Here is a 23,593-nt window from a genome sequence, read left to right on the forward strand (position 1 = left end):
CTCGCGAGCCTCATGGATTTCGCGTCGCCTGCTTCGCCGGCAAGCCGGCTCCTACCGATGAACTGTCCGTAAGCCAACATCGAGGCCTGCATGTCTTTTGATCTCGCCGCGCGCCTTGCTGCCCGCCGTGCCGAACACCTCTATCGCCAGCGCCCGCTGCTGCAGAGCCCCCAGGGGCCGCAAGTGGTGGTCGACGGCCAGCCATTGCTGGCCTTTTGTAACAACGATTACCTGGGCCTGGCCAACCATCCGCAAGTGATCGAAGCCTGGCGTTCCGGTGCCAGCCGCTGGGGCGTGGGTGGTGGTGCCTCCCATCTGGTTATCGGCCACAGCACGCCCCATCACGCCCTGGAAGAGGCGTTGGCCGAACTCACTGGTCGCCCTCGGGCGCTGTTGTTTAGCACCGGCTACATGGCCAACCTGGGGGCGGTCACGGCGCTGGTGGGGCAGGGCGATACGGTGCTGGAGGATCGTCTCAACCACGCTTCGCTGCTCGATGCCGGGCTGCTTTGCGGCGCGCGCTTCAACCGCTATCTGCACAACGATGCGCACAGCTTGGCCAAGCGCCTGGAAAAGGCCACCGGCAATACCCTGGTGGTCACCGATGGGGTGTTCAGCATGGACGGCGATGTCGCCGACCTGCCGGCCCTGGCTCGGGAAACCAAGGCCCGTGGCGCCTGGCTGATGGTGGATGATGCCCATGGTTTCGGGCCGCTGGGGGCCAATGGCGGCGGGCTGGTGGAGCATTTCGGCCTGGGGCTGGATGAGGTGCCGGTACTGGTGGGCACCCTGGGCAAGGCTTTCGGCACCGCCGGGGCCTTTGTCGCCGGCAGCGAGGATCTGATCGAAAGCCTGATCCAGTTTGCCCGTCCTTATATCTACACCACCAGCCAGCCGCCAGCCCTGGCCTGCGCCACCTTGAAAAGCCTGGAGCTGCTGCGCAGCGAGCATTGGCGGCGCGAGCATCTGGCGGCCTTGATCCGTCAATTCCGCCAGGGCGCCGAGCAGATCGGCCTGCAGCTGATGGACAGTTTCACCCCGATCCAGCCGATCCTGGTGGGCGACAGTGCTCGGGCCGTGCGCCTGTCGCAGATGCTGCGTGAGCGGGGAATCATGGTCAGCGCCATTCGCCCGCCTACCGTGCCGGCCGGTAGCGCGCGGCTGCGGGTGACCTTGTCCGCGGCCCACAGCGAGGCCCAGGTGCAGCTATTGTTAAGCGCGTTGGCAGATTGTTTCAGTGAACTGCAAGCGGAGCCGAGCCATGCGTGATCGACTGATTCTGTTGCCGGGCTGGGGCTTGGGCGTGTCGCCGCTGGAACCTCTGGCGGCGGCCTTGCAGGGGCTCGATGAACACTTGCGGGTAGAAATCGAGCCCTTGCCGGAGTTGACCTCCAGCGACCCGCAGGACTGGCTGGACGAACTCGATGACGCCGTGCCGGACAATGCCTGGCTGGGTGGCTGGTCCCTCGGCGGCATGCTGGCTTCGGAACTGGCGGCGCGCCGTGGTGAGCGCTGCTGCGGCCTGCTGACCCTGGCCAGCAATCCCAGTTTTGTCGCCCATGAACACTGGGCCAGTGCCATGGCCGGGGAAACCTTCGACGGCTTCCTGGCCGGCTGCGCGGCCGACCCGCGAACCACCCTCAAGCGTTTTGCCTTGCTCTGTGCCCAGGGCGCCGCGGACACGCGAGGCCTGTCGCGGTTGCTTCTGAGCGGCGCGCCGACCACGGCGCCAGCGGTGCTGATGGCCGGGCTGGAGTTGCTGGCGCAGCTGGATACCCGCGAAGCCTTGCAAGGCTTTCGCGGGCCGCAGTTGCACTTGTTTGCCGGGCTCGATGCTCTGGTGCCCGCCGAGGCGGCCGGTGAGTTGCTGGCCTTGCTGCCGGATATTGAAGTTGGCCTGATTGAACACGCCAGCCACGGATTTCTCCTGGAGGACCCCCATGGAGTGGCGGGAGCGATCCAGGCTTTCTTGCATGAGTCCGGTGATGACTGATCTTTCTCTGACTGCCTTTCCCAGCCGCCTGCCTGACAAGCGCCAGGTCGCGGCTTCGTTCTCCCGCGCGGCGGCCAGCTACGACAGTGTCGCGGAGCTGCAGCGTGCGGTCGGGCAACAATTGCTCAGCCGTCTGCCCCCGGGCCTTGAGCCACGGTGCTGGCTGGACCTGGGCTGCGGCACCGGGCATTTCAGCCGGGTGCTGAGGCAGCGTTTCAGTGCCGCCCAGGGGCTGGCCCTGGATATTGCCGAGGGCATGCTCAGTCACGCCCGGCCTTTGGGCGGCGCGGAGCATTTCATCGCCGGGGACGCTGAACGCCTGCCATTGCAAGGCAACAGTTGCCACTTGATCTTCTCCAGCCTGGCGGTGCAGTGGTGCGACGATTTCTCTGCCGTGCTCAGTGAAGCGATGCGGGTGCTCAAGCCGGGCGGCGTGCTGGCTTTTGCCAGCCTGTGCGTGGGTACTTTGCAGGAGCTGCGCGATAGTTGGGCGCAGGTCGATGGCCAGGTTCACGTCAATCGCTTCCGTGAGTTCGAACGTTATCGACAGTTGTGTGAAGCCAGTGGCTTGCAAGTGCGCAGTCTGGAAAAGGCGCCCCATGTCCTGTATTACCCGGATGTGCGCAGCCTGACCCATGAGTTGAAAGCCCTGGGCGCGCACAACCTCAATCCCGGACGCCCGGGCGGCTTGACCGGACGGGCACGGATCGCCGGGTTGATCGATGCCTACGAGGGTTTCCGACAGGCCAAGGGCCTGCCGGCGACTTATCAAGTGGTCTATGCCGTGCTGGAGAAACCGTTATGAGCCCTGCCTACTTCATTACGGGTACCGATACCGATGTGGGGAAAACCACCATTGCTGCCGGCTTGCTGCATGCGGCGCGTCTGGCTGGCCTGAGTACTGCGGCGGGCAAGCCGGTGGCTTCGGGTTGCGAGCTGACGGCCAAGGGCCTGCGCAACGCCGATGCCCTGGCATTGCAGGCGCAGTCTTCGTTGCCGTTGGCCTACGTAGAAGTGAATCCGGTTGCCTTCGAGCCGGCCATCGCCCCTCATCTGGCAGCGCGAGAGGCCGGGGTGGCGCTGACCGTGCAGTCGCTGTTGACGCCCATGCGCCATCTGCTGGCCAAGGGCGCGGACTTCACGTTGATCGAAGGCGCGGGTGGTTGGCGGGTACCCCTGGCAGACCAGGACAATCTGTCGGATCTGGCCATGGCGTTGGGGCTGCCGGTGATCCTGGTGGTGGGCGTGCGTCTGGGCTGCATCAATCATGCATTGCTGACGGCCGAAGCCATCGCTCAGGACGGCCTGCAACTGGCGGGGTGGGTGGCCAATATCATCGATCCAAAGACCTCTCGTCTGGAGGAAAACCTCGCAACCCTGGCCGAACGCTTGCCGGCCCCATGCCTGGGCAGGGTGCCGAAACTCAAGCCGGCCAGCGCCGAGGCGGTGGCCGAGCATCTGCAACTGGATCTGCTGGACTAGATTTTGCCTATTGCAAGGCATATTGCCATTAGTGTTTTTGACGGGTGTTTTCTTGACGGGTCTGCTTCAATAACACCTGTCACTCATTCTCAAGGTCGAGTTCTCCCATGCAAATCTCCGGGAACATCGCTTTCTATGCCGGGCTGAACGCTATCCAGACCGGGCAGAATCGCGTCGATCAAGCCGCGGGCCAGATTGCCAGCACTGCAGTTGAACGCTCTGCCGGCAGCCAGTCGTCGGATGTCCAGCTTGACCGCCTGCGCGCTGTAGATCGCAGCCAGGAATCGGATGTGGCCAGCAGCATGGTGGAGATGTCCATGGGCAAGATCCAGGCTGAACTGGGCGTCAATGTCGCCAAGGCCTCGGACCAAGTCCTCGGCACCCTGATCGATACCTACGCCTGATTACCCTCTAAAAAAGCCCGGCCTCCCACAGAGGCCGGGCTTTTTCATGCCTTTTCTGTTTATAGCGGCTCTCGCTGATTCCTTTCCCTGACTGATTACCGGTGCGCTGGCTCCTACACTTCATGGCAGTGCCGTGGGTGTTCGCCTGCGTATGCATTTTGTTTCGATGACGAAAGGCACTGGCGCGACGCTTGACAAGATTTGGGCGTAAACGTATGTTTCAAACAACTGTTTGACCGCTATAAAAACTCAACGCGGTTGTTCATTCCCGGTTACATCAGCAGAGGTTTATCGCTATGCCTGACTACAAGGCCCCCTTGCGTGATATTCGCTTCGTTCGTGACGAGCTGCTCGGCTATGAGGCGCATTATCAGAGCCTCCCGGCTTGCCAGGACGCCACTCCGGACATGGTTGACGCCATTCTCGAGGAAGGTGCCAAGTTTTGTGAGCAAGTGCTGGCTCCGCTGAACCGTGTGGGCGACCTGGAAGGTTGCACCTGGAGTGAATCCGGCGTTAAGACCCCCACCGGCTTCAAGGAAGCCTACAAGCAATTCGTCGAAGGCGGCTGGCCAAGCCTGGCTCACGACGTTGAGCACGGTGGTCAGGGCCTGCCTGAATCCCTGGGTCTGGCGGTCAGCGAAATGGTTGGCGAAGCCAACTGGTCGTGGGGCATGTACCCTGGCCTGTCCCATGGCGCGATGAACACCATTTCCGAACACGGTACTGCCGAGCAGCAAGAGGCCTACCTGACCAAGCTGGTGTCCGGCGAGTGGACTGGCACCATGTGCCTGACCGAGCCGCACTGCGGCACCGACCTGGGCATGCTGCGCACCAAGGCCGAACCTCAGGCCGATGGATCCTACAAAGTCACTGGCACCAAGATCTTCATCTCTGCCGGTGAACACGATATGGCCGACAACATCGTCCACATCGTTCTGGCCCGCCTGCCTGACGCACCGGCCGGCACCAAGGGTATTTCGCTGTTCATCGTGCCCAAGTTCCTGCCTAACGCTGATGGCAGCGTAGGCCAGCGCAACGCCGTGAGCTGTGGTTCCCTGGAACACAAGATGGGGATCCACGGTAACGCCACCTGCGTGATGAACTTCGACGCGGCCACCGGTTTCCTCATCGGCCCGGCGAACAAAGGCCTGAACTGCATGTTCACCTTCATGAACACCGCGCGCTTGGGTACCGCTCTGCAAGGCCTGGCCCATGCCGAAATCGGCTTCCAGGGCGGCCTGAAGTACGCTCGCGATCGCCTGCAAATGCGCTCCCTGACTGGCCCGAAAGCGCCGGACAAGGCTGCCGACCCGATCATCGTGCACCCTGACGTGCGCCGCATGCTGCTGACCATGAAGGCCTTCGCCGAAGGCAACCGGGCAATGGTCTACTTCACTGCCAAGCAGGTCGATATCGTCAAGTACGGTGTGGATGAAGAAGAGAAGAAGAAAGCCGACGCACTGCTGGCGTTCATGACTCCGATCGCCAAGGCGTTCATGACTGAAGTTGGTTTTGAATCCGCCAACCACGGTGTGCAGATCTATGGCGGCCACGGCTTCATCGCCGAGTGGGGCATGGAGCAGAACGTTCGCGACAGCCGTATCTCGATGCTGTACGAAGGCACTACCGGTATCCAGGCACTCGACCTGCTGGGCCGCAAAGTGCTGATGACTCAAGGCGAGGCTCTGAAAGGCTTTACCAAGATCGTCCACAAGTTCTGCCAGAACAACGAAGGCAACGAAGCCGTCAAGGAATTCGTCGCACCCCTGGCTGCACTGAACAAAGAATGGGGCGAGCTGACCATGAAGGTCGGTATGGCTGCCATGAAAGATCGCGAAGAAGTCGGCGCGGCCTCCGTGGACTACCTGATGTACTCCGGTTATGCCTGCCTGGCCTACTTCTGGGCCGACATGGCACGCCTGGCGGCTGAAAAGCTGGCAGCCGGCACCACCGAAGAGGCGTTCTACACCGCCAAGCTGCAGACCGCGCGTTTCTACTTCCAGCGCATCCTGCCGCGTACCCGCACTCATGTTGCAGCCATGCTTTCGGGTGCCAACAACCTGATGGACATGAAGGAAGAAGACTTCGGCCTGGCTTACTAAGCCCGACCGCAGTGGTTCGAAAAGCCGTTCGCCCCTTGGGGCGAGCGGTTTTTTTATGCCCGCAGAATCTTCATGAAAATTCCCGACTAAATCGCTAAGCAGAAGCGATTTCCTGCCGTTAAAGAGATGGCAATGTGATGTCCATCACACCGCGTGTGCTTAACTTCAACAAATGAAGGCACAATGCCATTCATTGATCAGCCGGGTCGGAGTTTTACCCTTGCCGCGTTCTTTCGCTGTACGTTTCAGTCACTTTGTACCGTCTTTACTGCTTCTGCTTGCGGGGCTGGCGGCCGCCTACGTCAAGGACCTCAACGTCTTCTTCACCTCGCTGTTCAACGTGCTGCCAACCTTGGTGCTGTTGCTGGGCGGGGCGTATTGCGCGGTGTATCGGCGCCAGCGCGAACTGTTCTTGATGGTCACCGTGTACATCGCCTATTTCCTGCTGGACACCCAGACCGACTACTACCGGGACAACGGCAGGGTCCGGGAAGACGCGGCGGTGGTGTTCCATCTCTGCTGCCTGTTGCTGCCCCTGTTGTTCGGCCTGTTCGCTGCCTGGCAGGAGCGCACGCACTTGTTCCAGGACATGGTGGCGCGTTTTGCCGTGTTGCTGGCCTTCGGCAGTGTGGCTCTGGGGCTCGAGCAGAGTTACCCACAGGCTCTGCTGAACTGGTTGGCGGAGATCCGCTGGCCGGCCCTGCATGGCAGTTGGATGAGTTTGATCCAGTTGTCGTATCCCGTGTTCTTCGCGGCCTTCCTGCTGCTGGCGATCCAGTACTGGCGCAGCCCGCGTCCGCTGCACGCGGCGCAACTGGTGGGGCTCCTGGGGCTGTTCTGGATGCTGCCCAAGACCTTCATCCTGCCGTTCACCCTGAACATCATGTGCAGCCAGGTGATGCTGATGATCGCTGCTGCTGTCGCCCACGAGGCGTACCAGATGGCGTTCCGCGACGAGCTGACCGGCCTGCCGGGGCGCCGCGCGCTTAACGAGCGCATGCAGCGCCTGGGGCGCAACTATGTGCTGGCGATGACCGACGTCGATCACTTCAAGAAATTCAATGACACCCACGGGCACGATGTGGGCGACCAGGTGTTGCGCCTGGTGGCCAGCAAGCTCTCGAAAGTCACCGGGGGCGGCCGGGCCTACCGTTACGGAGGCGAGGAGTTTGCCGTGGTGTTCGCCGGCAAGACCATGGATGAATGCATGCCGCATCTGGAGATGATTCGCGAGATCATCGCCACCTACAACATTCAACTGCGTAACCAGGACAACCGCCCTCAGGACGACCAGCAGGGTCGCCAGCGTCGCGGTGTCGCTGCCGCGTCCAGTGTCTCGGTGACCATCAGTATCGGCGTCGCCGAGCGGCTGGCAGAGCATCGGACTCCGGAAGAAGTGCTCAAGGCTGCCGACCAGGCGCTCTACAGCGCCAAGGGAGCGGGGCGTAACTGTGTCATTGCATTCGGGCAGAACCGCCGCGGCGCGGTGCGCATGGATACAGCTGCGGGTTGAGTGATGATGGCGCATTCAGCGCCTGCACAGTCATTGGCAGGCTGAGGGCGGCGGCAGTAGGTTGGTCTGATCTGCTGCCGGAGAAACCACCATGCCCGAGTATCAAGCCCCCTTGCGCGACATGCGCTTTCTGATTGATCACGTCTTCGACTTTCATGCCAGCTACGCGGCGTTGGGGGCCACTGACGCCAGCCCGGACATGGTCAGTGCCATCCTCGAGGAAGGCGCGAAATTCTGCGAAAACGTCCTGGCCCCGTTGAACCGCTCCGGTGACGAGGAAGGTTGCCACTTTGATAACGGCGTGGTCACCACGCCCAAGGGCTTCAAGCAGGCCTTCGCCCAGTACGTTGAAGGCGGCTGGCATGGGCTGGCCGCCGATCCGGCCTATGGTGGCCAGGGGCTGCCCCACTCCCTGGGGCTGGTGATCAGCGAGATGGTGGGCTCCAGCAACACCTCCTGGGGCATGTACCCGGGCCTGACCCACGGTGCCATGTCGGCTATTCATGCCCATGGCAGCGCGGAACAGAAGCAGTTGTACCTGGGCAAGCTCACCGCCGGGCAATGGACCGGCACCATGTGCCTGACCGAAGCCCATTGCGGCACTGATCTTGGCATCATCAAGACTCGTGCAGTGCCCCAGGCCGACGGCAGCTATGCGGTGACGGGGAGCAAGATCTTCATCTCCGCCGGCGAGCACGACATGAGCGAGAACATCGTTCACCTGGTGTTGGCCAAGCTGCCGGACGCGCCGGCCGGAACCAAGGGCATTTCGCTGTTCATCGTGCCCAAGTTCCTGCCGGATGCAGCAGGTGAGGCCGGCGAGCGCAATGGCGTGAGCTGCGGCTCCATCGAGCACAAGATGGGGATCAAGGCGTCCGCGACCTGTGTACTGAACTTCGACGGTGCCAGGGGCTTTCTGATTGGTCAGGCCAACAAAGGCCTGAACTGCATGTTCACCATGATGAACCACGCCCGCCTGGGGACCGGAATGCAGGGCCTGTGTCTGGGTGAAACCAGCTTCCAGGGGGCGATCAGATACGCCAACGATCGTTTGCAGATGCGTTCGCTGACCGGCCCCAAGTCTCCGGACAAGGCGGCGGACCCGATCATCGTCCACCCTGATGTGCGGCGCATGCTGCTGACCATGAAGGCGTTCAACGAGGGCAACCGGGCCCTGGCCTACTTCACGGCTCAGTTGCTGGATGTGGCGCATCTGAGTCGCGATGAAGCCCAGCGCCAGGACGCCGAGAACCTCCTGGCGTTCCTCACCCCGATCTGCAAGGCCTTCATGACCGAGACCGGGCTGGAAGTGACCAACCACGGCATGCAGGTGTTCGGCGGTCATGGGTTTATTCGCGAATGGGGCATGGAGCAGTTGGTACGTGATTGCCGCATTGCTCCGATCTACGAAGGTACCAATGGCATCCAGGCCCTGGACCTGCTGGGCCGCAAGGTGCTGGGCAGCCAGGGCAAGCTGCTGCTGGGCTTTACCCGGATTGTGCACAAGTTCTGCAGCGCGAATGCCGAGCATCCGCAGCTCAAGGCTTATGTCGCGCAACTCGATGTCTTGAACCGTCAGTGGGGCGAGTTGACCACCAAGGTCGGCATGGCAGCCATGAACAACCCCGACGAAGTGGGGGCCGCGGCCTTGGATTACCTGATGTACAGCGGCTACATCGTCCTGGCCTATTTCTGGTTGCGCATGGCTCTGGTCGCACAGCAGCAACTGGACGCCGGGCAGGGCGACCAGGACTTCGCCACCGCCAAGCTGATCACCTGCGAGTTCTATTTCAAGCGCCTGCTGCCACGTACGGGGGCTCATCGGGCGGCCATCGAGGCCGGCAGTGATTGCCTGATGAAGCTTCCCGCGCAGTTGTTCGCCTTGTAACGGCTAGGGCGACACGAACAAAGCCCGCTGCTGCGGGTTTTTTCGTGCTTCGGAATTTCTGTGACTAAAAATTACATAAAGGTCACTAGTTGACCCTATGTGTCTCAAAAGTTGTTCGGGTACACTCTGGTTTTCTAAATGGGTCCGTTTCGGCCCGCCTTTTTAGTTCTTGCGAGGTTTGCCATGGCTGACTACAAAGCGCCCTTGCGCGATATGCGCTTCGTCCTCAATGAAGTTTTCGAGGTCGCCAAACTCTGGGCCCAGTTGCCGGCTCTGGCTGAGACTGTGGATGTCGAGACGGTCGAGGCGATTCTGGAGGAGGCGGGCAAAGTCACCGCTAGAAGCATTGCTCCGCTGAGTCGCAGTGCCGACGAGGAAGGTTGCCACTGGGACAACACCGTGGTGACCACCCCTGAAGGCTTTCCACAGGCCTATCAGACCTACGCCGAAGGTGGCTGGGTTGGTGTGGGTGGTGATCCCGAGTTCGGCGGCATGGGCATGCCCAAGGCGGTATCGGCCCAGGTCGAGGAAATGGTCAACTCCGCGAGCCTGGCCTTCGGCCTGTACCCGATGTTGACCGCCGGGGCCTGCCTGTCGATCAACGCCCATGCCAGCGAAGAGTTGAAAGCCACCTACTTGCCAAACATGTATGCCGGTGTCTGGGCAGGCTCCATGTGCCTGACCGAGCCCCATGCCGGTACCGATCTGGGGATTATCCGCACCAAGGCCGAGCCTCGGGCCGACGGTTCCTATGCCATCAGCGGAACCAAGATATTCATTACCGGTGGTGAGCACGACCTGACGGAAAACATCATTCACCTGGTGCTGGCCAAGCTGCCGGATGCGCCGGCCGGTCCCAAGGGTATTTCCCTGTTCCTGGTGCCCAAGTTCATGGTCAATGCCGATGGCAGCCTGGGCGAGCGCAACCCGGTGACCTGTGGTTCGATCGAGCACAAGATGGGCATCCAGGCTTCGGCCACGTGCGTAATGAACTTCGATCAGGCCATCGGTTACCTGGTGGGTGAACCGAACAAGGGCCTGGCGGCCATGTTCACCATGATGAACTACGAGCGTTTGGGGGTAGGTATCCAGGGGCTGGCCACGGGCGAGCGTTCCTACCAGAACGCTATTGAATATGCCCGTGATCGCCTGCAGAGCCGCTCGCCTACCGGCCCGCAAGCCAAGGACAAGGTAGCCGACCCGATCATTGTGCACCCGGATGTGCGGCGCATGCTGCTGACCATGAAGGCTGCAAACGAAGGCGGCCGGGCATTTTCCACCTACGTGGCGATGCAATTGGATACCGCCAAGTTCAGCGAAGATCCGGATACCCGCAAGCGCGCGGAAAGCCTGGTGGCATTGCTGACCCCGGTGGCCAAGGCTTTCCTGACCGATCTGGGCCTGGAAACCACGGTTCATGGCCAGCAGATCTTCGGCGGCCACGGCTATATCCGTGAGTGGGGCCAGGAACAACTGGTGCGAGATGTGCGGATTACCCAGATCTACGAGGGCACCAACGGTATCCAGGCTCTGGATCTGGTGGGGCGCAAGATCGTCGGGAGCGGCGGTGCGTTCTATAAGCTGTTTGCCGACGAGATCCGCCATTTCACTGCTACGGCGGACAAGCAATGGGGGGAGTTCACCCGCCCGCTGAACGCGGCGCTGGACAATCTGGATGAGCTGACCGCCTGGGTATTGGACCGGGCCGCCAGCAACCCCAATGAAATCGGGGCAGCGTCGGTGGAATACCTGCAGGTATTTGGCTACACCGCCTACGCCTACATGTGGGCACTGATGGCCAAGTCTGCGCTGGGCAAGGAGCAGGAAGATGACTTCTATGCCAGCAAGCTGGGGACGGCGCGGTTCTACTTCGCCCGCCTGCTGCCGCGTATCCACTCGCTTAGCGCCTCGGTCAAGGCCGGTAGCGAATCGCTGTTTCTGTTGCAGGCTGAGCAGTTTTAACTGGCAAGGGCGTTTGTAAGCCATCTCTTACATAACGTGATGCTGATCGTCCATATCGGTAGATGACAGCTGAAGCTAATCTACTTCACATGGACGTAGCGCAGGAAGCGCAAAGCAACAACACGGACACGTAGGATTCCGCCAGGATGGTGGAGTGAAAAGGATGTCAGGGAAACAGTCTGCAAAGCCCCGCTTCGGCGGGGTTTTCTTTTGTCCGGGTTTTTTATTTTGGCGGGCTTATCCCGGCATCTCCACGGTGGAAGTTCCCCCCAGGCGCGGCTCCTGCGCATTCATCGAGTCTTCCAACAAGCTGCGCAGCAGCTCCAGCGTCCCCTGCTGACGCTGCAGATCCCGGCAGACCAATCCCACCTTTAGCGGCACCCTGGGCTCGCTCAGCGGTTTCCACAGCAGTTCCTTGTTGCCGTGCTGCTGTTGGGAGCGTCCTGGAAGCACGGTGGCCAGCCGCGTATGGGGCAGGCTGTCGAGAATCCCGGCCATGTTGTTCAACTCCGCCTGCACCTGCGGGCGCCGCCCCAGATTGGCCAGTTGAGCCTGCCAGATCTGGCGGATCTGAAACTCCTCTCCCAACAACAGCATCGGCAACTCTGCTGCCTGGCGCATGGAGACTTTCTTGAATTCGCGCAGCGGATGCTGCTCCGGGATGACCAGAGTCAGTTCATCTTCGTACAGCGGTACTCCATGCAGGCCTGGCTGGCGTGGCGGCAAGTAGCTGATGCCGATATCCAGCGAGCCGTTGAGCAGGCGCCGTTCGATCTCCAGGCCGGTCAACTCATAGATCTGCACCACAAGATGGGGCTGGGCCTTGCGTACCCGCTCAAGCATCTGCGGCACCAGGCTGGTATGCACGGTTTGCAGTACGCCGATCGCCAAGGTACGCAGTGCCTGGCCCTTGAAGTTGCGCAAGGCTTCGCGGGCCTGTTGCAAGCCATCGAGCAAGGGCAGGGCGTGGTTGTACAGCGTATGCGCCGCCAGTGTCGGCAACAGGCGTTTACTGCTGCGCTCGAACAGGCTGACGTCGAGGTTCTGTTCCAGCTGGCGGATCTGCTGGGATAGTGCCGGTTGCGAGATCGACAGCCGTTCGGCGGCACGTCCCACATGGCCTTCTTCATACACCGCGACGAAATAACGCAGTTGCTTAAAATCCATAAGTAATGCTTATCGAAAAAGCTTAAAAAACGAAATGGCCCGAAGCCCCGTAGGGGCCTAGTCTAGCGCCTATTCACAAGGCTTACAGGGCCACGAAGGGCGATGAATACCGTTTACGTTGATGGTGTTTACATAGGCAAGGCAAAAAATCTCGGCCAGGGACTGGTCAGCGACACTGACAAGCACCCGGTTGCCAACCGACTCTGGTTGTGGCCACAAGGCCTGGGCAGCGATGAGCACGGCGATCCGCGCTTTCACACCGGTCCCGAGCGCGCGTTGCATCATTACCCCGCTGAACACTATGACCACTGGCGTAAACGTTACCCACAGTTCGCCTGGTGCGCGCCGGCCTTCGGTGAAAACCTGTCCACCCATGGCCTCACCGAAGAACAGGTGTGCCTGGGCGATCTGTTTCGCTGGGGCGGTGCGCTCTTGCAGGTCAGCCAGCCGCGTTCGCCCTGCTACCGCCTGAGCCATCGCTGGGGCCTGGCCAATCTGCCGCAACAGGCCCAGGACAATGGTCGTTGCGGCTGGTTTTACCGGGTTCTCAAGCCAAGTTTCGTACAAGCGGATGAACCTTTTGAACTGATTCAGCGCAGTTACCCCGGCCTCACCGTGGCCTGGGCCCTGCGCTGTTTTTTCCAGGAGCCTCTGGAGCATGCTGGCTTGAAAACCCTTATTGATTGCCCGGCACTTTCCTCGCGCTGGCGTGATATCGCCATCAAGCGCCTGCGCACTGGCCGGGTTGAAGACTGGTCCGCGCGTTTGCTGGGGCTGCCGCTGGAGGGCCTGCGAGCATGAATCTGTTCAACCTGCGCCGCACCGTGCCGAGCCTGGAAGATCTGGTTGCCGAGCCCTATGCAAACGCTTCGCCCCCAGATCTTTCCAGCAACTGCCTGATGCCCAGTGTGCAGCGTCCCCAGCCGGTCTTCGTGCGCGGCCAGGGCTCTTGGCTGTGGGACAGTGAAGACCGTACTTACCTGGACTTCACCCAGGCCGGGGCCGCCAACAGTCTTGGCCACAGCCCGTCGGTCCTGGTCGCCGCGCTTGCCGAGCAGGCCCAATCGCTGATCAACCCGGGCTCCGGGTTCTACAACCGCGGCATGCTCAAGCTGGCCGATCGCCTGTGCCGCAGCACCGGCAGCGACCAGGCCTACCTGCTGAGCAGCGGCACTGAAGCTTGCGAGGCCGCAATCAAGCTGGCGCGTAAATGGGGGCAACTGAATCGTGGCGGCGCCGCTGGCATCATCACTGCCAGCCAGAGCTGCCATGGTCGGGGCTTTGCTGCGTTGTCGGCGGCTGGCAGCGGCGTTCCGGGCAATCGTTTCGGTCCCGGGCTGCCGGGGTTCAGCCAGGTGCCGTTCAACGATCTGCCGGCCTTGCACGCGGCGGTGGATGCGCAAACCGTGGCGATCATGCTGGAGCCGATCCAGAGTGAGGCGGGTGTCATTCCGGCGACCGAGCATTACCTCAAGGGCGTCGAGCGCCTGTGTCGTGAACTGGGCATCCTGCTGATTCTCGATGAGGTCCAGACGGGCATCGGCCGCTGCGGCACCCTTTTGGCCGAACAACTGTATGGCGTGCGTGCCGACATCATCGCTCTGGGCAAGGGGCTCGGCGGTGGCGTGCCACTGGCGGCGTTGCTGGCACGGGGCAAGGCCTGCTGTTTCGAGGCGGGCGAGCTGGATGGCACCCACCATGGCAATGCGCTGATGACCTCGGCTGGCCTCGCGGTCCTGGACAGCCTGCAGGAGCATGGCTTTCTCCAGCAGGCGCGCCGCAACGGCCAGTACCTGGGGCAGGAACTGACCCGCCTGGCGAGCCGGTATGCCCAGGGTCAAGTGCGGGGGCAGGGTTTGTTCTGGGGCATGAGCCTGGCGGATGAGTCCGCCGACGCGGTGGTCAAGGCCGCCTTGCATGAAGGCTTGCTGCTCAGCGCGCCGCAACCGGACTGCCTGCGTTTCACCCCGGCATTGAGTGTCAGCAAAGGCAATATCGACGAGATGCTCCTGCGCCTGGCTCGGGCTTTTTCCCGGGTGCGCACGGCGCAATTGCACTGTCGCAAGGGAGTGGCCGTCTGATGCGTGTACTGATCCTGCAACATTCGCCTGCCTCCGGGCCGGGGCGGATCAACCAGTGGCTGCTGGAGCGGGCGAGCGCCGTGCACATCTGCCATCTGTACGCCCAGGCACGTTTGCCGCGGCTCGACAGTTTCGATCTGCTGATCGCTCTGGGTGGGCCCATGAGTGTGCACGACGAGGCCCAGACTCCTTGGCTGGCCGCGGAAAAGCGTCTGTTGCGCAAGGCCCTGTCTGCTGGCAAGCGCGTGCTGGGCATCGGCCTGGGTGGCCAGCTCCTGGCGCAGGCGCTGGGTGCGCAGGTACGCCCCAGTGCAGCGCGGGAGATTGGCTGGTGGCCTGTGGAAAAGTACCCCAATGCCCAGGACTCGCCTTTGGGGTTGGCCTTGCCGGAACGCCTGATGGCCTTTCATTGGCATGGCGAAAGCTTCGATCTGCCCAAGGGCGCGTTGCCGCTCTATCGCTCGGCGGCCTGCGATCACCAGGGCTTTATCTGGCAGGAGCGGGCCATCGGCTTGCAATGCCTGCTCCAGAGCGACTTGCACAGCATCGAGGCACTTTTGCAGGCGCGCGCCAACGGTTGGCTGAGCGCTGAACACAGCGCCGAGCCCGATAGCGTCGAGGATCAACAGGCGATTCTCGCCGGAATCCCGCATTGCAGTGGCCTGGCCCCCACCCTGTTCCGGGTGCTGGATTACCTTTCCGGGCCGCATGCGACTTTACGTTGACTGACTTCCTGAACCGTCTCGCGGTATAACGCATCGCCCCGTGTTCGATTTTTCGCACGGGGCGTTTTTTTATCTCCAGCTTTTTCAAACCCCTTCTTTGTCTTTGCAACCTCCTTCAAGTACCGGCTCGTGGTCGGGGGCGGCATGACCATCAAGCTGTCGAAGGTTGTGCAGGAACATGGCTTTCAGATCCGCGCCCGAGCGGCAGCGCGGCCTCGAATCGCTCTGAACCCTGGCGTACGAGCAAGGTCGATTGCAGGTAAGGCTCATTCGAGCCGATTGTTATCAGGAGCTGCTCATGGACTTGATCCGCATCATCTTCGCCATTCTCTTGCCGCCCCTGGGGGTCTTCCTGCAAGTGGGGTTTGGCGGCGCTTTCTGGCTGAACATCCTGCTGACCCTGTGCGGCTACATTCCAGGGATCGTGCACGCGGTGTACATCATCGCCAAACGCTGATGGGCTACCCGCTCCATGGGAGCGGGCAGTACCTGCTCAGGGCTGTGCCTGCAGCACTCGGCGGTAAAACCGCCACTCCTGCTCCAGGGCGTGGGCCTGGTTGCTGGCCTTGCGAAAGCCGTGGCGTTCATCGGGATAGTAGTGGGCCTCGGCGGCGATGCCCTGATCCTGTAGCGCCTTGAGCATGTCGCGGGTCTGCTTGGGCACCACCACCGCATCCTGCTCGCCCTGGAAAAACACCACCGGCACGCCGATGCTGCTGGCGTGGGCCAGGGGAGTACGGGCCAGATAACGTTCGCTGTCGCGTTCAGGATCGCCGATCAGCCAGTCCAGGTAGTCGCCTTCGAACTTGTGGGTGGCGCGGGCCAGGCTGATCGGATCGCTGACTCCGTAGAGGCTGGCCCCGGCGCAGAAGACCTTGGCGAAGGCCAGGGCGCAGAGGGTGGTGTAGCCCCCCGAGCTGCCGCCGCGGATGAATGCCTGTTGCGGATCGATCAGCCCCTGTTCATCCAAGTGGGCCACCACGGCGCAGGCATCTTCCACGTCCACCTCGCCCCAGCGCAGGTGCAGGGCCTGGCGATAGGCTCGGCCATATCCGGTGCTGCCGCGGTAGTTCAGGTCGGCCACGGCAAAGCCGCGCTGGGTCCAGAACTGGATACGCGGGTCGAGTATCGGGTAACAGGCCGAAGTCGGGCCGCCGTGGATGAACACCACCAGGGGCGGCCGGTTGACACCGTTCATGGCCGGGTAGAAGAAACCATGGGCCTGGCCGTCGCCGCTGGGGTAGCACAGGGTCTGCGGGCGGCTGATGCGTTCCGCCGGCAGAGGGGCAACCCCTCCCGCCAGGACTTGGACCTGCCGGGTGTGGCGGTCTATGGCGATAACGGCCGAGGGGCTGACAGGCGACGCCGCGATGCAGTACAGGTAGTGCTGGTCCAGCGCCAGGCTGCGGAAGCGGCTGTAGTCGCTGCCAAAGTCCTGCTGGAAACCGTCGTCCTGACGCAGCCCGAGGCGGCCAAAACCCTGCTCGGTCCAGCTGCCAAACCAGGCATCGCCGCCCAGGGGCAGCCAGGTGCAACTTCCCAACTGCCAAGGCGCCGGGGCATGGTCCGCGGCGGTGCTGGGCAACGGCCGCAAACCATCGCCCGATTCGGCCCAGGGTTGCCAGAAACCGCCGCGATCGCTGAGGCAATACAGCTGATCGTGCTGGTCGAAGCGCGGCTGTTGCAGTGACTCTGGCCCGCCATCGCCGGCCACGCAACGGGGAGCCCCCCAGGCCCCATTGCCCTGGCGCTCAGCGAGCATCAGGCGGGTGCTGGTCCAAGGTTGATGGGGGCGGTCCCACTCGATCCAGGCCAGGCGCAGGCCATTGGGGCTGAGGGTAGGAGCGGCGTAGAAGTCGGCCCCGGCAGCCAGCAGCCGACGTTGACCGGTGATGCTGTCAATGCTCACCAGTTGGTGTTGCTTGGCGCACTCCTCGACGGCCAGTACCTGGTCGGCGTGGCATCGCAGGTCACCGTAGCGGCACGTGCCTTGAGTCAAGGCGCTGGGCGCTCCACCGGCCAGGGGCTGGCGATACAGCTGCTGGTCCGCCTCGTTGACGAACAGCAGGGCGTCATTGCTGAGGCAGAAGGCGCCACCACCGTATTCATAGACCCGGCTGCGTACGCTGAAGCCGGTTGGCGTCAGGCAGTGGGCCTGGCCCTGATGCCATTGCCAGATCTGGCAGCGGCCGTCCTCGGGACGATATTCATTCCAGAACAGGCCGTGGGGCGTCAGTTGCAGCTCGGCAAAATCGACCCCGGCCGTAGTGGCCTGGCTGGCGCTGAAGGGCTCAACCCTTGGCGATGAGGCGGGAGTTTCGTTCATTGCGAAAAGCCAGTTGCTCGATGGTGTGGGTGGCCGTTTCAGATTCTTCACGGGCCTGGAGGATCATCCCATGGTGTGGCGATTTGCTGCACACCGGATCGGCATTGCTGGCATCCCCGGTGAGCATGAAGGCCTGGCAGCGGCAGCCGCCGAAGTCCTTTTCCTTCTCGTCGCAGGAGCGGCAGGGTTCGGGCATCCAGTCGTAACCGCGATAGCGGTTGAAACCGAATGAGTCGTACCAGATGTGCTGCATGCTGTGGTCGCGCACATTGGGGAACTGCACCGGCATCTGTCGTGCGCCGTGGCAAGGCAGTGCGGTGCCGTCTGGAGTCACGGTGAGGAAGATGCTGCCCCAGCCGTTCATGCAGGCCTTGGGGCGCTCCTCGTAGTAGTCCGGAGTGACGAAGATCAGCTTGCAGGGATGCCCTTGGGCTTCCAGCTTGGCGCGGTATTCGTTGGTGATGCGCTCGGCACGCACCAGTTGCTCTTTGGTCGGCAGCAGGCCCACGCGGTTGAGCTGGGCCCAGCCGTAGAACTGGCAGGTGGCGAGCTCGACGAAATCGGCTTCCAGGGCGATGCACAGCTCGATGATGCGGTCGATCTTGTCGATGTTGTGCCGGTGGGTGACGAAGTTCAGCACCATCGGATAGCCGTGGGCCTTGACCGCACGGGCCATTTCCAGCTTCTGCGCGAAGGCTTTTTTCGAACCGGCCAGCAGGTTGTTCACCTGTTCGTCGCTGGCCTGGAAGCTGATCTGGATATGGTCCAGGCCGGCCTTCTTGAAGTCGCTGATCTTCTGCTCGGTGAGGCCGATGCCGGAGGTGATCAGGTTGGTATAGAAGCCCAGCTTGCGCGCCTCGCCGATCAGTTCGGCCAGGTCCTGGCGCACCAGCGGCTCGCCGCCGGAGAAACCCAGCTGCGCCGCGCCCATTTCCCGTGCTTCGCGAAATACCTTGATCCACTGCTCGGTGCTCAGCTCCTTGCCCTGCTCGGCGAAGTCCAGGGGGTTTGAGCAGTAGGGGCACTGCAGCGGGCAGCGGTAGGTCAGCTCGGCCAGCAACCACAGCGGCAGGCCAACTTCCGGTTTGCCGGGCAGAACCGCCGGTTCAGCCGAGTTCGATCCAGTGCTGAGCACGGGCGACCTCCATGAACTGCTCGATATCTTCACCGAGCTCGGCCACCCCCGGGAACTGGATTTCCAGCTCGCTGATGATCGCCGCCACGTCACGTTCGCCATCGATCAGGCTGCCAATCAGGGCGGCACTGTCGTTGAGCTTGATCATGCCCTCGGGGTACAGCAGGACGTGACCCTTTTGCGCCGGCTCATACTGGAAGCGGTAGCCGGGGCGCCAGCGTGGGGTTTTACTGCGGTCGAAACTCATAGGGTGATCCCCTTATGCCAGACCCGCTGATCGGTGACGCTGTGATAGGGCGGGCGGTTCAGTTCATAGGCCATGCTCATGGCATCGAGCATGCTCCAAAGGATGTCCAGTTTGAACTGGAGAATTTCCAGCATGCGTTCCTGGCCGGCACGGGTGGTGTAGTGCTGCAGGGTGATCGCCAGACCGTGCTCGACATCGCGGCGGGCCTGGCCCAGGCGGGTGCGGAAGTACTCGTAGCCAGTGGGGTCGATCCATGGGTAATGCTGGGGCCAGCTGTCCAGGCGCGACTGGTGGATTTGCGGCGCGAACAGTTCGGTCAGCGAGCTGCTGGCCGCCTCCTGCCAACTGGCCCGGCGAGCAAAATTGACATAGGCATCCACGGCAAAGCGCACACCGGGCAGCACCAGCTCCTGGGAGCGCAACTGGTCCGGGTCCAGGCCCACGGCCTGGCCCAGGCGCAGCCAGGCCTCGATACCGCCGTCCTCGCCCGGGGCGCCGTCATGGTCCAGCAGGCGCTGGATCCATTCGCGGCGAATCTCCCGGTCCGGACAGTTGGCGAGGATCGCCGCGTCCTTCATGGGGATGTTCACCTGGTAATAGAAGCGGTTGGCGACCCAGCCCTGGATCTGCTCGCGGGTTGCCCGGCCTTCATACATCGCCACGTGATAAGGGTGATGGATGTGGTAGTAGGCGCCTTTGGCGCGCAGTGCCTGCTCGAATTCGGCGGCGGACAGTGGGGTGTCGGTCATGTGTGTTCTCCGGGGGGCAGCCCTTTCGCGGGCAAGCCCGCTCCTGCGCAAAGGGGCCAAGGCTCGTGGGGCGAGCTTGTGGGCGATTCGCCCTAGAGCTCAATACTCATTCCGTCGTAAGCCACTTCCACCTTTCGGCGTACCAGTTCGGCACGTTCGGCGGAGTCTTCATCGAGGATCGGGTTGGTGTTGTTGATATGTATCAGCACCTTGCGCTGGCGGGGCAACTGTTCCAGCACTTCGAGCATGCCGCCGGGGCCGTTCTGCGCCAGGTGGCCCATTTCCCGGCCGGTACGGGTGCCCACGCCACGACGCTGCATTTCATCGTCTTCCCACAGGGTGCCGTCCACCAGTAGCACATCGCTGGCGGCCATGATCTCCAGGAGTGGCGCGTCGACCTTGCCCAGGCCCGGCGCGTAGAAGAGTTTGCCGCCGCTGCGCAGGTCTTCGACGATCAGGCCGATGTTGTCCCCCGGGTGCGGGTCGAAACGGTGTGGCGAATAGGGCGGTGCGGCGCTGCGCAAGGGCAGCGGCGTGAAGCGCAGGTTGGGGCAGGCGGGGATGCTGAAGCTCTGGTCCAGCTCGATGCGGTTCCAGCTCAGGCCGCCGTTCCAGTGGCTGAGCATCTTGAACAGCGGGAAACCGGTGCTCAGGTCTTCATGGACCATGTCGGTGCACCAGACCTGGTGCGGGCAGCCTTCACGCAGGCTGAGCAGGCCGGTGGTGTGGTCGATCTGGCTGTCCATGAGGATGATGGCGCCGATGCCGGTGTCCCGCAGTGCGCGGCCCGGTTGCATGGGGGCGAAGCTTTGCAACTGCGCGCGGATATCCGGGGAGGCGTTGCACAGCACCCAGTTCACCCCGTCATCGGAAATCGCGATGGAGGATTGAGTGCGCGCCTGGGCCCGCAGGCTGCCGTCGCGAAACCCTGCGCAGTTCACACAGTTGCAGTTCCACTGCGGAAAACCACCGCCGGCGGCGGAACCTAGAATCTGGACAAACATGGACGCTCCCTGGGCTCAAGACTGAAAAAAGGACGGAGAACTGAAAATAAAAACGCCCCGGACGGGCCGAGGCGTTGCGCTGCGTTTCTGGCCAGAGGCAGAAATTAGCGGCTGGCGAAGTACATGGTGACTTCGAAGCCGATACGCAGGTCGGTGTAAGCAGGTTTGGACCAGGTCATAAAATTGCTCCTTTGAGGTGGGTGGGACGGGTGTTGCCTATACATATAGTCCACCTCCGGCGGGAGATGTTCAGATGCTTAGGAGGCTATCTTACTAAATTCCCGCAGAAGGTTGCCCGCAATTCTGAAGAAAGCTCATTGCAGCGCCGGTAATGATCATTCTGCCACTTGCCAGGGCGCACCCGGGCACGGCCTGTTGGCCAGCGCGCTGCAGCCGCCGGCAGCTTCTCTGAGTTGGCGGGCGGCCTGGATCACGATGGCGGGCGTCAGGGCCTCTATGCAGCCTTGCAACTGCGGCAGGTAATCCGACGAATGGCCGGCCAGTTTTGCCTGCCACAACAGCTCCATGGCCTGTTCCTGAGGCAGGGTCGCGGGCTGCAACTGTTGAGCCAGGGCCTGTCGCTGATCATTCCAGCTGGGCTCGTCGAGTGCCTGGAGGTGTTCGGGCAGGTGCTCAAGGAATTGTGCGATGTGCTGGAGTATCTCGGTGGCTGTCGCGCCGGGGGATTGCACGCCGAACAACAGGCCCGTCCGGCCGTTACGCTGGCGAACGGCGCTGAAGACGCCATAGCCCAGTTGCAGCTCCACCCGCAGGCGCTGATAGAAAGGAGTCTGGCAGAGCTGGCCGAGCAGGCGCCATGCGGCTTCATCGGCAAGGCTGGCGCTGGGCACGGGATAGAACAGCAGCAGGGCATGCTCACCGGCACTCCCGGGCAGGCTCTGCCACTGCTGGCCGGCGCCTGCTGGCACCGGCCGGCAGAGGGCGGCGTCCGCTGTGCCGGGCATCTGTTGCAGGGTTCGGCTCAGGGCTTGCTGGATGGCGGCTGGCAGCGCCAGGCCCAGTCCGTCCCAGCGAGCGTTGGCCCAGAGTGCTTGCAAGGCCTCTGGGTCGGGCCGGGCCGGGTTGTCGGGCTGTGGCTGTTCGCTGAATGCCTTGAGCAATTGTCGGATCGGCAGCAGTGGCGCTTCAGCTTTGACGCTGGCCTGCTCCTGCCAGAACGACTCGGCAGGTTGCCCCAGGGTTTTCAATGCCTGCAGTAGCACTGCGGGCATGGGTGATGGCAAGCCCTGCAGTTTCAGCAGCCAGTCTGTGCCACAGGACGTGAAGTTCAGGTCTACGCCGGCCTGGCGGGAATCGCTGCGCAAGGGCGCCAAGCTGCGCAGCAACCGGGCATGCAAGCCCATCGGGGCAGGCGAGGCCAGTTGCCAGCGCAGAATCAGGGCGCTACCAGCAGGGTCTGCTGGCAGCGCCTGGCTGAAGCTCATGGCCGAGCTCTCCTTGCGGCCCCGGGAGCGATCCTGGGCAAAGGTGCGCAGCCCGCGATGAGCGCTGGTCTGCCCACGAATTAACCCGGCCCGTGGTGCTTCGATCGTGCTGCGCAGAAAGGGGTTGGCAGGAGGCAGGCGCCAATCGTGGCTGAAGTGCTCCACCGCCTGCGGTTGCAGCTGTTTGAGCACCTGCTTGAGGGCGGCCAGCCCCGACTCATCCAGCCCATCGGCAGCTTGGCGGCTGTCGCGCCGGGACAGTTCCAGGGCGCTGGCAACCTCGATCTGGCGCTGTTGCAGCAAGGCATATTCTTCGCGCAACGGTGCCCAGTCGGCCTGGGCACTGAAGAACCCCAGCCACTCTGTCAGCAGCTCGCGTACCTGAGCCGAGGCCGATGCTGCCTCGCTGGTCAGATCGAACTCCAGGTGTAGCAGGGCCTGGCCGGCGAACTCATACAGAAGCGTCGCCTTCAGGCTGTGAGCCAGTTGACGCTGCTGGAGTTCCGCCAGCAACCCGCCGGGCTTGGCCGATTGCAGCCAGGTGCAGAGAAAATCCACAGCGGCAGCGGCGCCCGCGGGCAGCCGCTCTAGAGCAAACAGCAGGTCCAGCCGCTGGCCGCTGAGTTGTTGGTAGGTCTGGTTGCCCGTGGCCATTAGGGCGGGAGGCGCTGCCTGCTCAAGGTGTTGACCATGTGGCAGGCAACGGCCGTAGCATTCCGCCAGGGCTTGGAGCTCCTCCAGTGGCTGCGGGCCGGCGAGGCTCAGGACCATTTGCCCGGCCTGGTAATACTCGCGATGGAACTGCCGCAAGGCCTGCTGGAAGGCGTTATTGGCCAGGTTCAGGCTGTAGCGGTTGCCGGCATGGAAGGCCCTTAGCGGGTGCGCGGCATGAAGGCCGTCATACAGCGCGAACTGGCGCTGCGCTGTCGTATCCCGGGACCAGGCGATGAATTCCGCGTGCAGGACTTCCCGCTCCCGGTGTTGGTCCTCCAGGCTCATGCGCGGTTGAGCGAGCATCTCGCACAGACGCTCCAGGCCACCGGCAAAGGCGCTGGGCGGCAGCTCGAAAAAGAACTCGGTGGCACGTTCGCAGGTTCGCGCGTTCAGTTGCCCGCCCTGGGCTCGTACATAGGCCATCAGCCCCTGTTCGGCAGGAAAGCGCTCGGTCCCGAGAAACAGCAGGTGTTCCAGGAAGTGCGCCAGGCCCGGCCAGGCCAGCGGCACATCGTGGCTGCCGGCGGCGACCCGCAATGTCGCGGCGCAGCGTTTCAAATGGGGAGCATGACGCAGGGAAACCCGCAGGCCGTTGGCCAGGGTCTCCCGTGGGGGCAGAGGGTGATTCGGCGCGGGCATGAGCACTTCCAGAACAG

At 62.7% G+C, this 23,593-nt stretch carries 21 protein-coding genes; 13 read left to right on the forward strand and 8 right to left on the reverse strand.

Annotated elements, in window-relative coordinates:
• Window positions 1-90 precede the first annotated feature (90 nt).
• The 9 genes from bioF to KCG88_RS19640 all read left to right on the forward strand — a co-directional run bounded on the left by bioF (window position 91) and on the right by KCG88_RS19640 (window position 11,344).
• The gene (bioF, locus tag KCG88_RS19600) at window positions 91-1,269 is read left to right on the forward strand and encodes an 8-amino-7-oxononanoate synthase (protein WP_210712921.1); all 1,179 of its coding nucleotides are present in this window, start codon (window positions 91-93) and stop codon (window positions 1,267-1,269) included.
• Complete coding sequence (locus KCG88_RS19605) at window positions 1,262-1,993, forward strand: alpha/beta fold hydrolase (protein WP_047289605.1); 732 nt, start codon at window positions 1,262-1,264, stop codon at window positions 1,991-1,993. Before bioF ends, KCG88_RS19605 begins: the two co-directional genes overlap by 8 nt.
• Window positions 1,986-2,798: a malonyl-ACP O-methyltransferase BioC gene (bioC, locus tag KCG88_RS19610; protein WP_210712922.1), complete on the forward strand. Its 813-nt coding sequence runs from the start codon at window positions 1,986-1,988 to the stop codon at window positions 2,796-2,798. Before KCG88_RS19605 ends, bioC begins: the two co-directional genes overlap by 8 nt.
• Complete coding sequence (bioD, locus tag KCG88_RS19615; RefSeq protein ID WP_047337977.1) at window positions 2,795-3,475, forward strand: dethiobiotin synthase; 681 nt, start codon at window positions 2,795-2,797, stop codon at window positions 3,473-3,475. The genes bioC and bioD overlap by 4 nt, the downstream gene beginning before the upstream one ends.
• Before the next feature lie 107 nt (window positions 3,476-3,582).
• Complete coding sequence (locus KCG88_RS19620; protein WP_210712923.1) at window positions 3,583-3,879, forward strand: pyrroloquinoline quinone biosynthesis protein PqqE; 297 nt, start codon at window positions 3,583-3,585, stop codon at window positions 3,877-3,879.
• 296 nt (window positions 3,880-4,175) lie between these two features.
• Window positions 4,176-5,981 carry a phenylacyl-CoA dehydrogenase gene (locus tag KCG88_RS19625; protein WP_047289602.1) on the forward strand — a complete coding sequence of 602 codons (1,806 nt, stop codon included), beginning with the start codon at window positions 4,176-4,178 and terminating at the stop codon, window positions 5,979-5,981.
• A gap of 220 nt (window positions 5,982-6,201) precedes the next feature.
• Window positions 6,202-7,494 (forward strand): GGDEF domain-containing protein, encoded by a 1,293-nt coding sequence (locus tag KCG88_RS19630; protein ID WP_011063861.1) that lies wholly within the window; start codon window positions 6,202-6,204, stop codon window positions 7,492-7,494.
• Window positions 7,495-7,585: 91 nt separating this feature from the next.
• Complete coding sequence (locus tag KCG88_RS19635) at window positions 7,586-9,382, forward strand: acyl-CoA dehydrogenase C-terminal domain-containing protein (protein ID WP_210712924.1); 1,797 nt, start codon at window positions 7,586-7,588, stop codon at window positions 9,380-9,382.
• Window positions 9,383-9,565: 183 nt separating this feature from the next.
• Window positions 9,566-11,344, forward strand: a complete 1,779-nt coding sequence (locus KCG88_RS19640; RefSeq protein ID WP_210712925.1) for an acyl-CoA dehydrogenase C-terminal domain-containing protein — start codon at window positions 9,566-9,568, stop codon at window positions 11,342-11,344.
• A gap of 237 nt (window positions 11,345-11,581) precedes the next feature.
• Here KCG88_RS19640 and KCG88_RS19645 read toward each other — a convergent pair whose 3' ends face one another.
• Complete coding sequence (locus KCG88_RS19645) at window positions 11,582-12,511, reverse strand: LysR family transcriptional regulator (RefSeq protein ID WP_210712926.1); 930 nt, start codon at window positions 12,509-12,511, stop codon at window positions 11,582-11,584.
• Window positions 12,512-12,613: 102 nt separating this feature from the next.
• Here KCG88_RS19645 and KCG88_RS19650 point away from each other — a divergent pair, with 102 nt between their 5' ends.
• The 4 genes from KCG88_RS19650 (at window position 12,614) to KCG88_RS19665 (ending at window position 15,774) form a co-directional block, all read left to right on the forward strand.
• The gene (locus KCG88_RS19650; protein WP_210712927.1) at window positions 12,614-13,312 is read left to right on the forward strand and encodes an MOSC domain-containing protein; all 699 of its coding nucleotides are present in this window, start codon (window positions 12,614-12,616) and stop codon (window positions 13,310-13,312) included.
• A complete protein-coding gene (locus KCG88_RS19655) occupies window positions 13,309-14,592 on the forward strand; it encodes an aminotransferase class III-fold pyridoxal phosphate-dependent enzyme (RefSeq protein ID WP_210712928.1) in 1,284 nt (427 codons plus the stop codon). The genes KCG88_RS19650 and KCG88_RS19655 overlap by 4 nt, the downstream gene beginning before the upstream one ends.
• Window positions 14,592-15,317, forward strand: coding sequence for a type 1 glutamine amidotransferase (locus KCG88_RS19660; RefSeq protein WP_210712929.1), 726 nt, complete (start codon window positions 14,592-14,594; stop codon window positions 15,315-15,317). Before KCG88_RS19655 ends, KCG88_RS19660 begins: the two co-directional genes overlap by 1 nt.
• Window positions 15,318-15,615: 298 nt before the next feature.
• Entirely contained in the window at window positions 15,616-15,774 is a 159-nt protein-coding gene (locus KCG88_RS19665) for a YqaE/Pmp3 family membrane protein (protein ID WP_011063854.1), read from the forward strand.
• 36 nt (window positions 15,775-15,810) lie between these two features.
• On the opposite strand, the gene KCG88_RS19670 is transcribed toward KCG88_RS19665, so the two are convergent.
• The 7 genes from KCG88_RS19670 to pqqF all read right to left on the reverse strand — a co-directional run bounded on the left by KCG88_RS19670 (window position 15,811) and on the right by pqqF (window position 23,576).
• On the reverse strand, window positions 15,811-17,643 hold the full coding sequence (locus KCG88_RS19670) for a S9 family peptidase (RefSeq protein WP_210712930.1): 1,833 nt from the start codon (window positions 17,641-17,643) through the stop codon (window positions 15,811-15,813).
• On the reverse strand, window positions 17,609-18,778 hold the full coding sequence (pqqE, locus tag KCG88_RS19675; RefSeq protein WP_047289595.1) for a pyrroloquinoline quinone biosynthesis protein PqqE: 1,170 nt from the start codon (window positions 18,776-18,778) through the stop codon (window positions 17,609-17,611). The genes KCG88_RS19670 and pqqE overlap by 35 nt, the downstream gene beginning before the upstream one ends.
• Window positions 18,750-19,025: a pyrroloquinoline quinone biosynthesis peptide chaperone PqqD gene (gene pqqD / locus KCG88_RS19680; protein WP_047337970.1), complete on the reverse strand. Its 276-nt coding sequence runs from the start codon at window positions 19,023-19,025 to the stop codon at window positions 18,750-18,752. Before pqqD ends, pqqE begins: the two co-directional genes overlap by 29 nt.
• The gene (pqqC, locus tag KCG88_RS19685) at window positions 19,022-19,774 is read right to left on the reverse strand and encodes a pyrroloquinoline-quinone synthase PqqC (RefSeq protein ID WP_011063850.1); all 753 of its coding nucleotides are present in this window, start codon (window positions 19,772-19,774) and stop codon (window positions 19,022-19,024) included. Before pqqC ends, pqqD begins: the two co-directional genes overlap by 4 nt.
• Window positions 19,775-19,866: 92 nt before the next feature.
• On the reverse strand, window positions 19,867-20,778 hold the full coding sequence (pqqB, locus tag KCG88_RS19690; RefSeq protein ID WP_011063849.1) for a pyrroloquinoline quinone biosynthesis protein PqqB: 912 nt from the start codon (window positions 20,776-20,778) through the stop codon (window positions 19,867-19,869).
• Between the two features lie 104 nt (window positions 20,779-20,882).
• Window positions 20,883-20,957, reverse strand: coding sequence for a pyrroloquinoline quinone precursor peptide PqqA (gene pqqA, locus KCG88_RS19695; protein WP_003194766.1), 75 nt, complete (start codon window positions 20,955-20,957; stop codon window positions 20,883-20,885).
• 156 nt (window positions 20,958-21,113) lie between these two features.
• Entirely contained in the window at window positions 21,114-23,576 is a 2,463-nt protein-coding gene (pqqF, locus tag KCG88_RS19700) for a pyrroloquinoline quinone biosynthesis protein PqqF (RefSeq protein WP_210712931.1), read from the reverse strand.
• Between the last annotated feature and the right edge of the window lie 17 nt (window positions 23,577-23,593).

Source organism: Pseudomonas sp. MWU349, assembly GCF_017947325.1.
Classification (GTDB): Bacteria; Pseudomonadota; Gammaproteobacteria; order Pseudomonadales; family Pseudomonadaceae; genus Aquipseudomonas; species Aquipseudomonas protegens.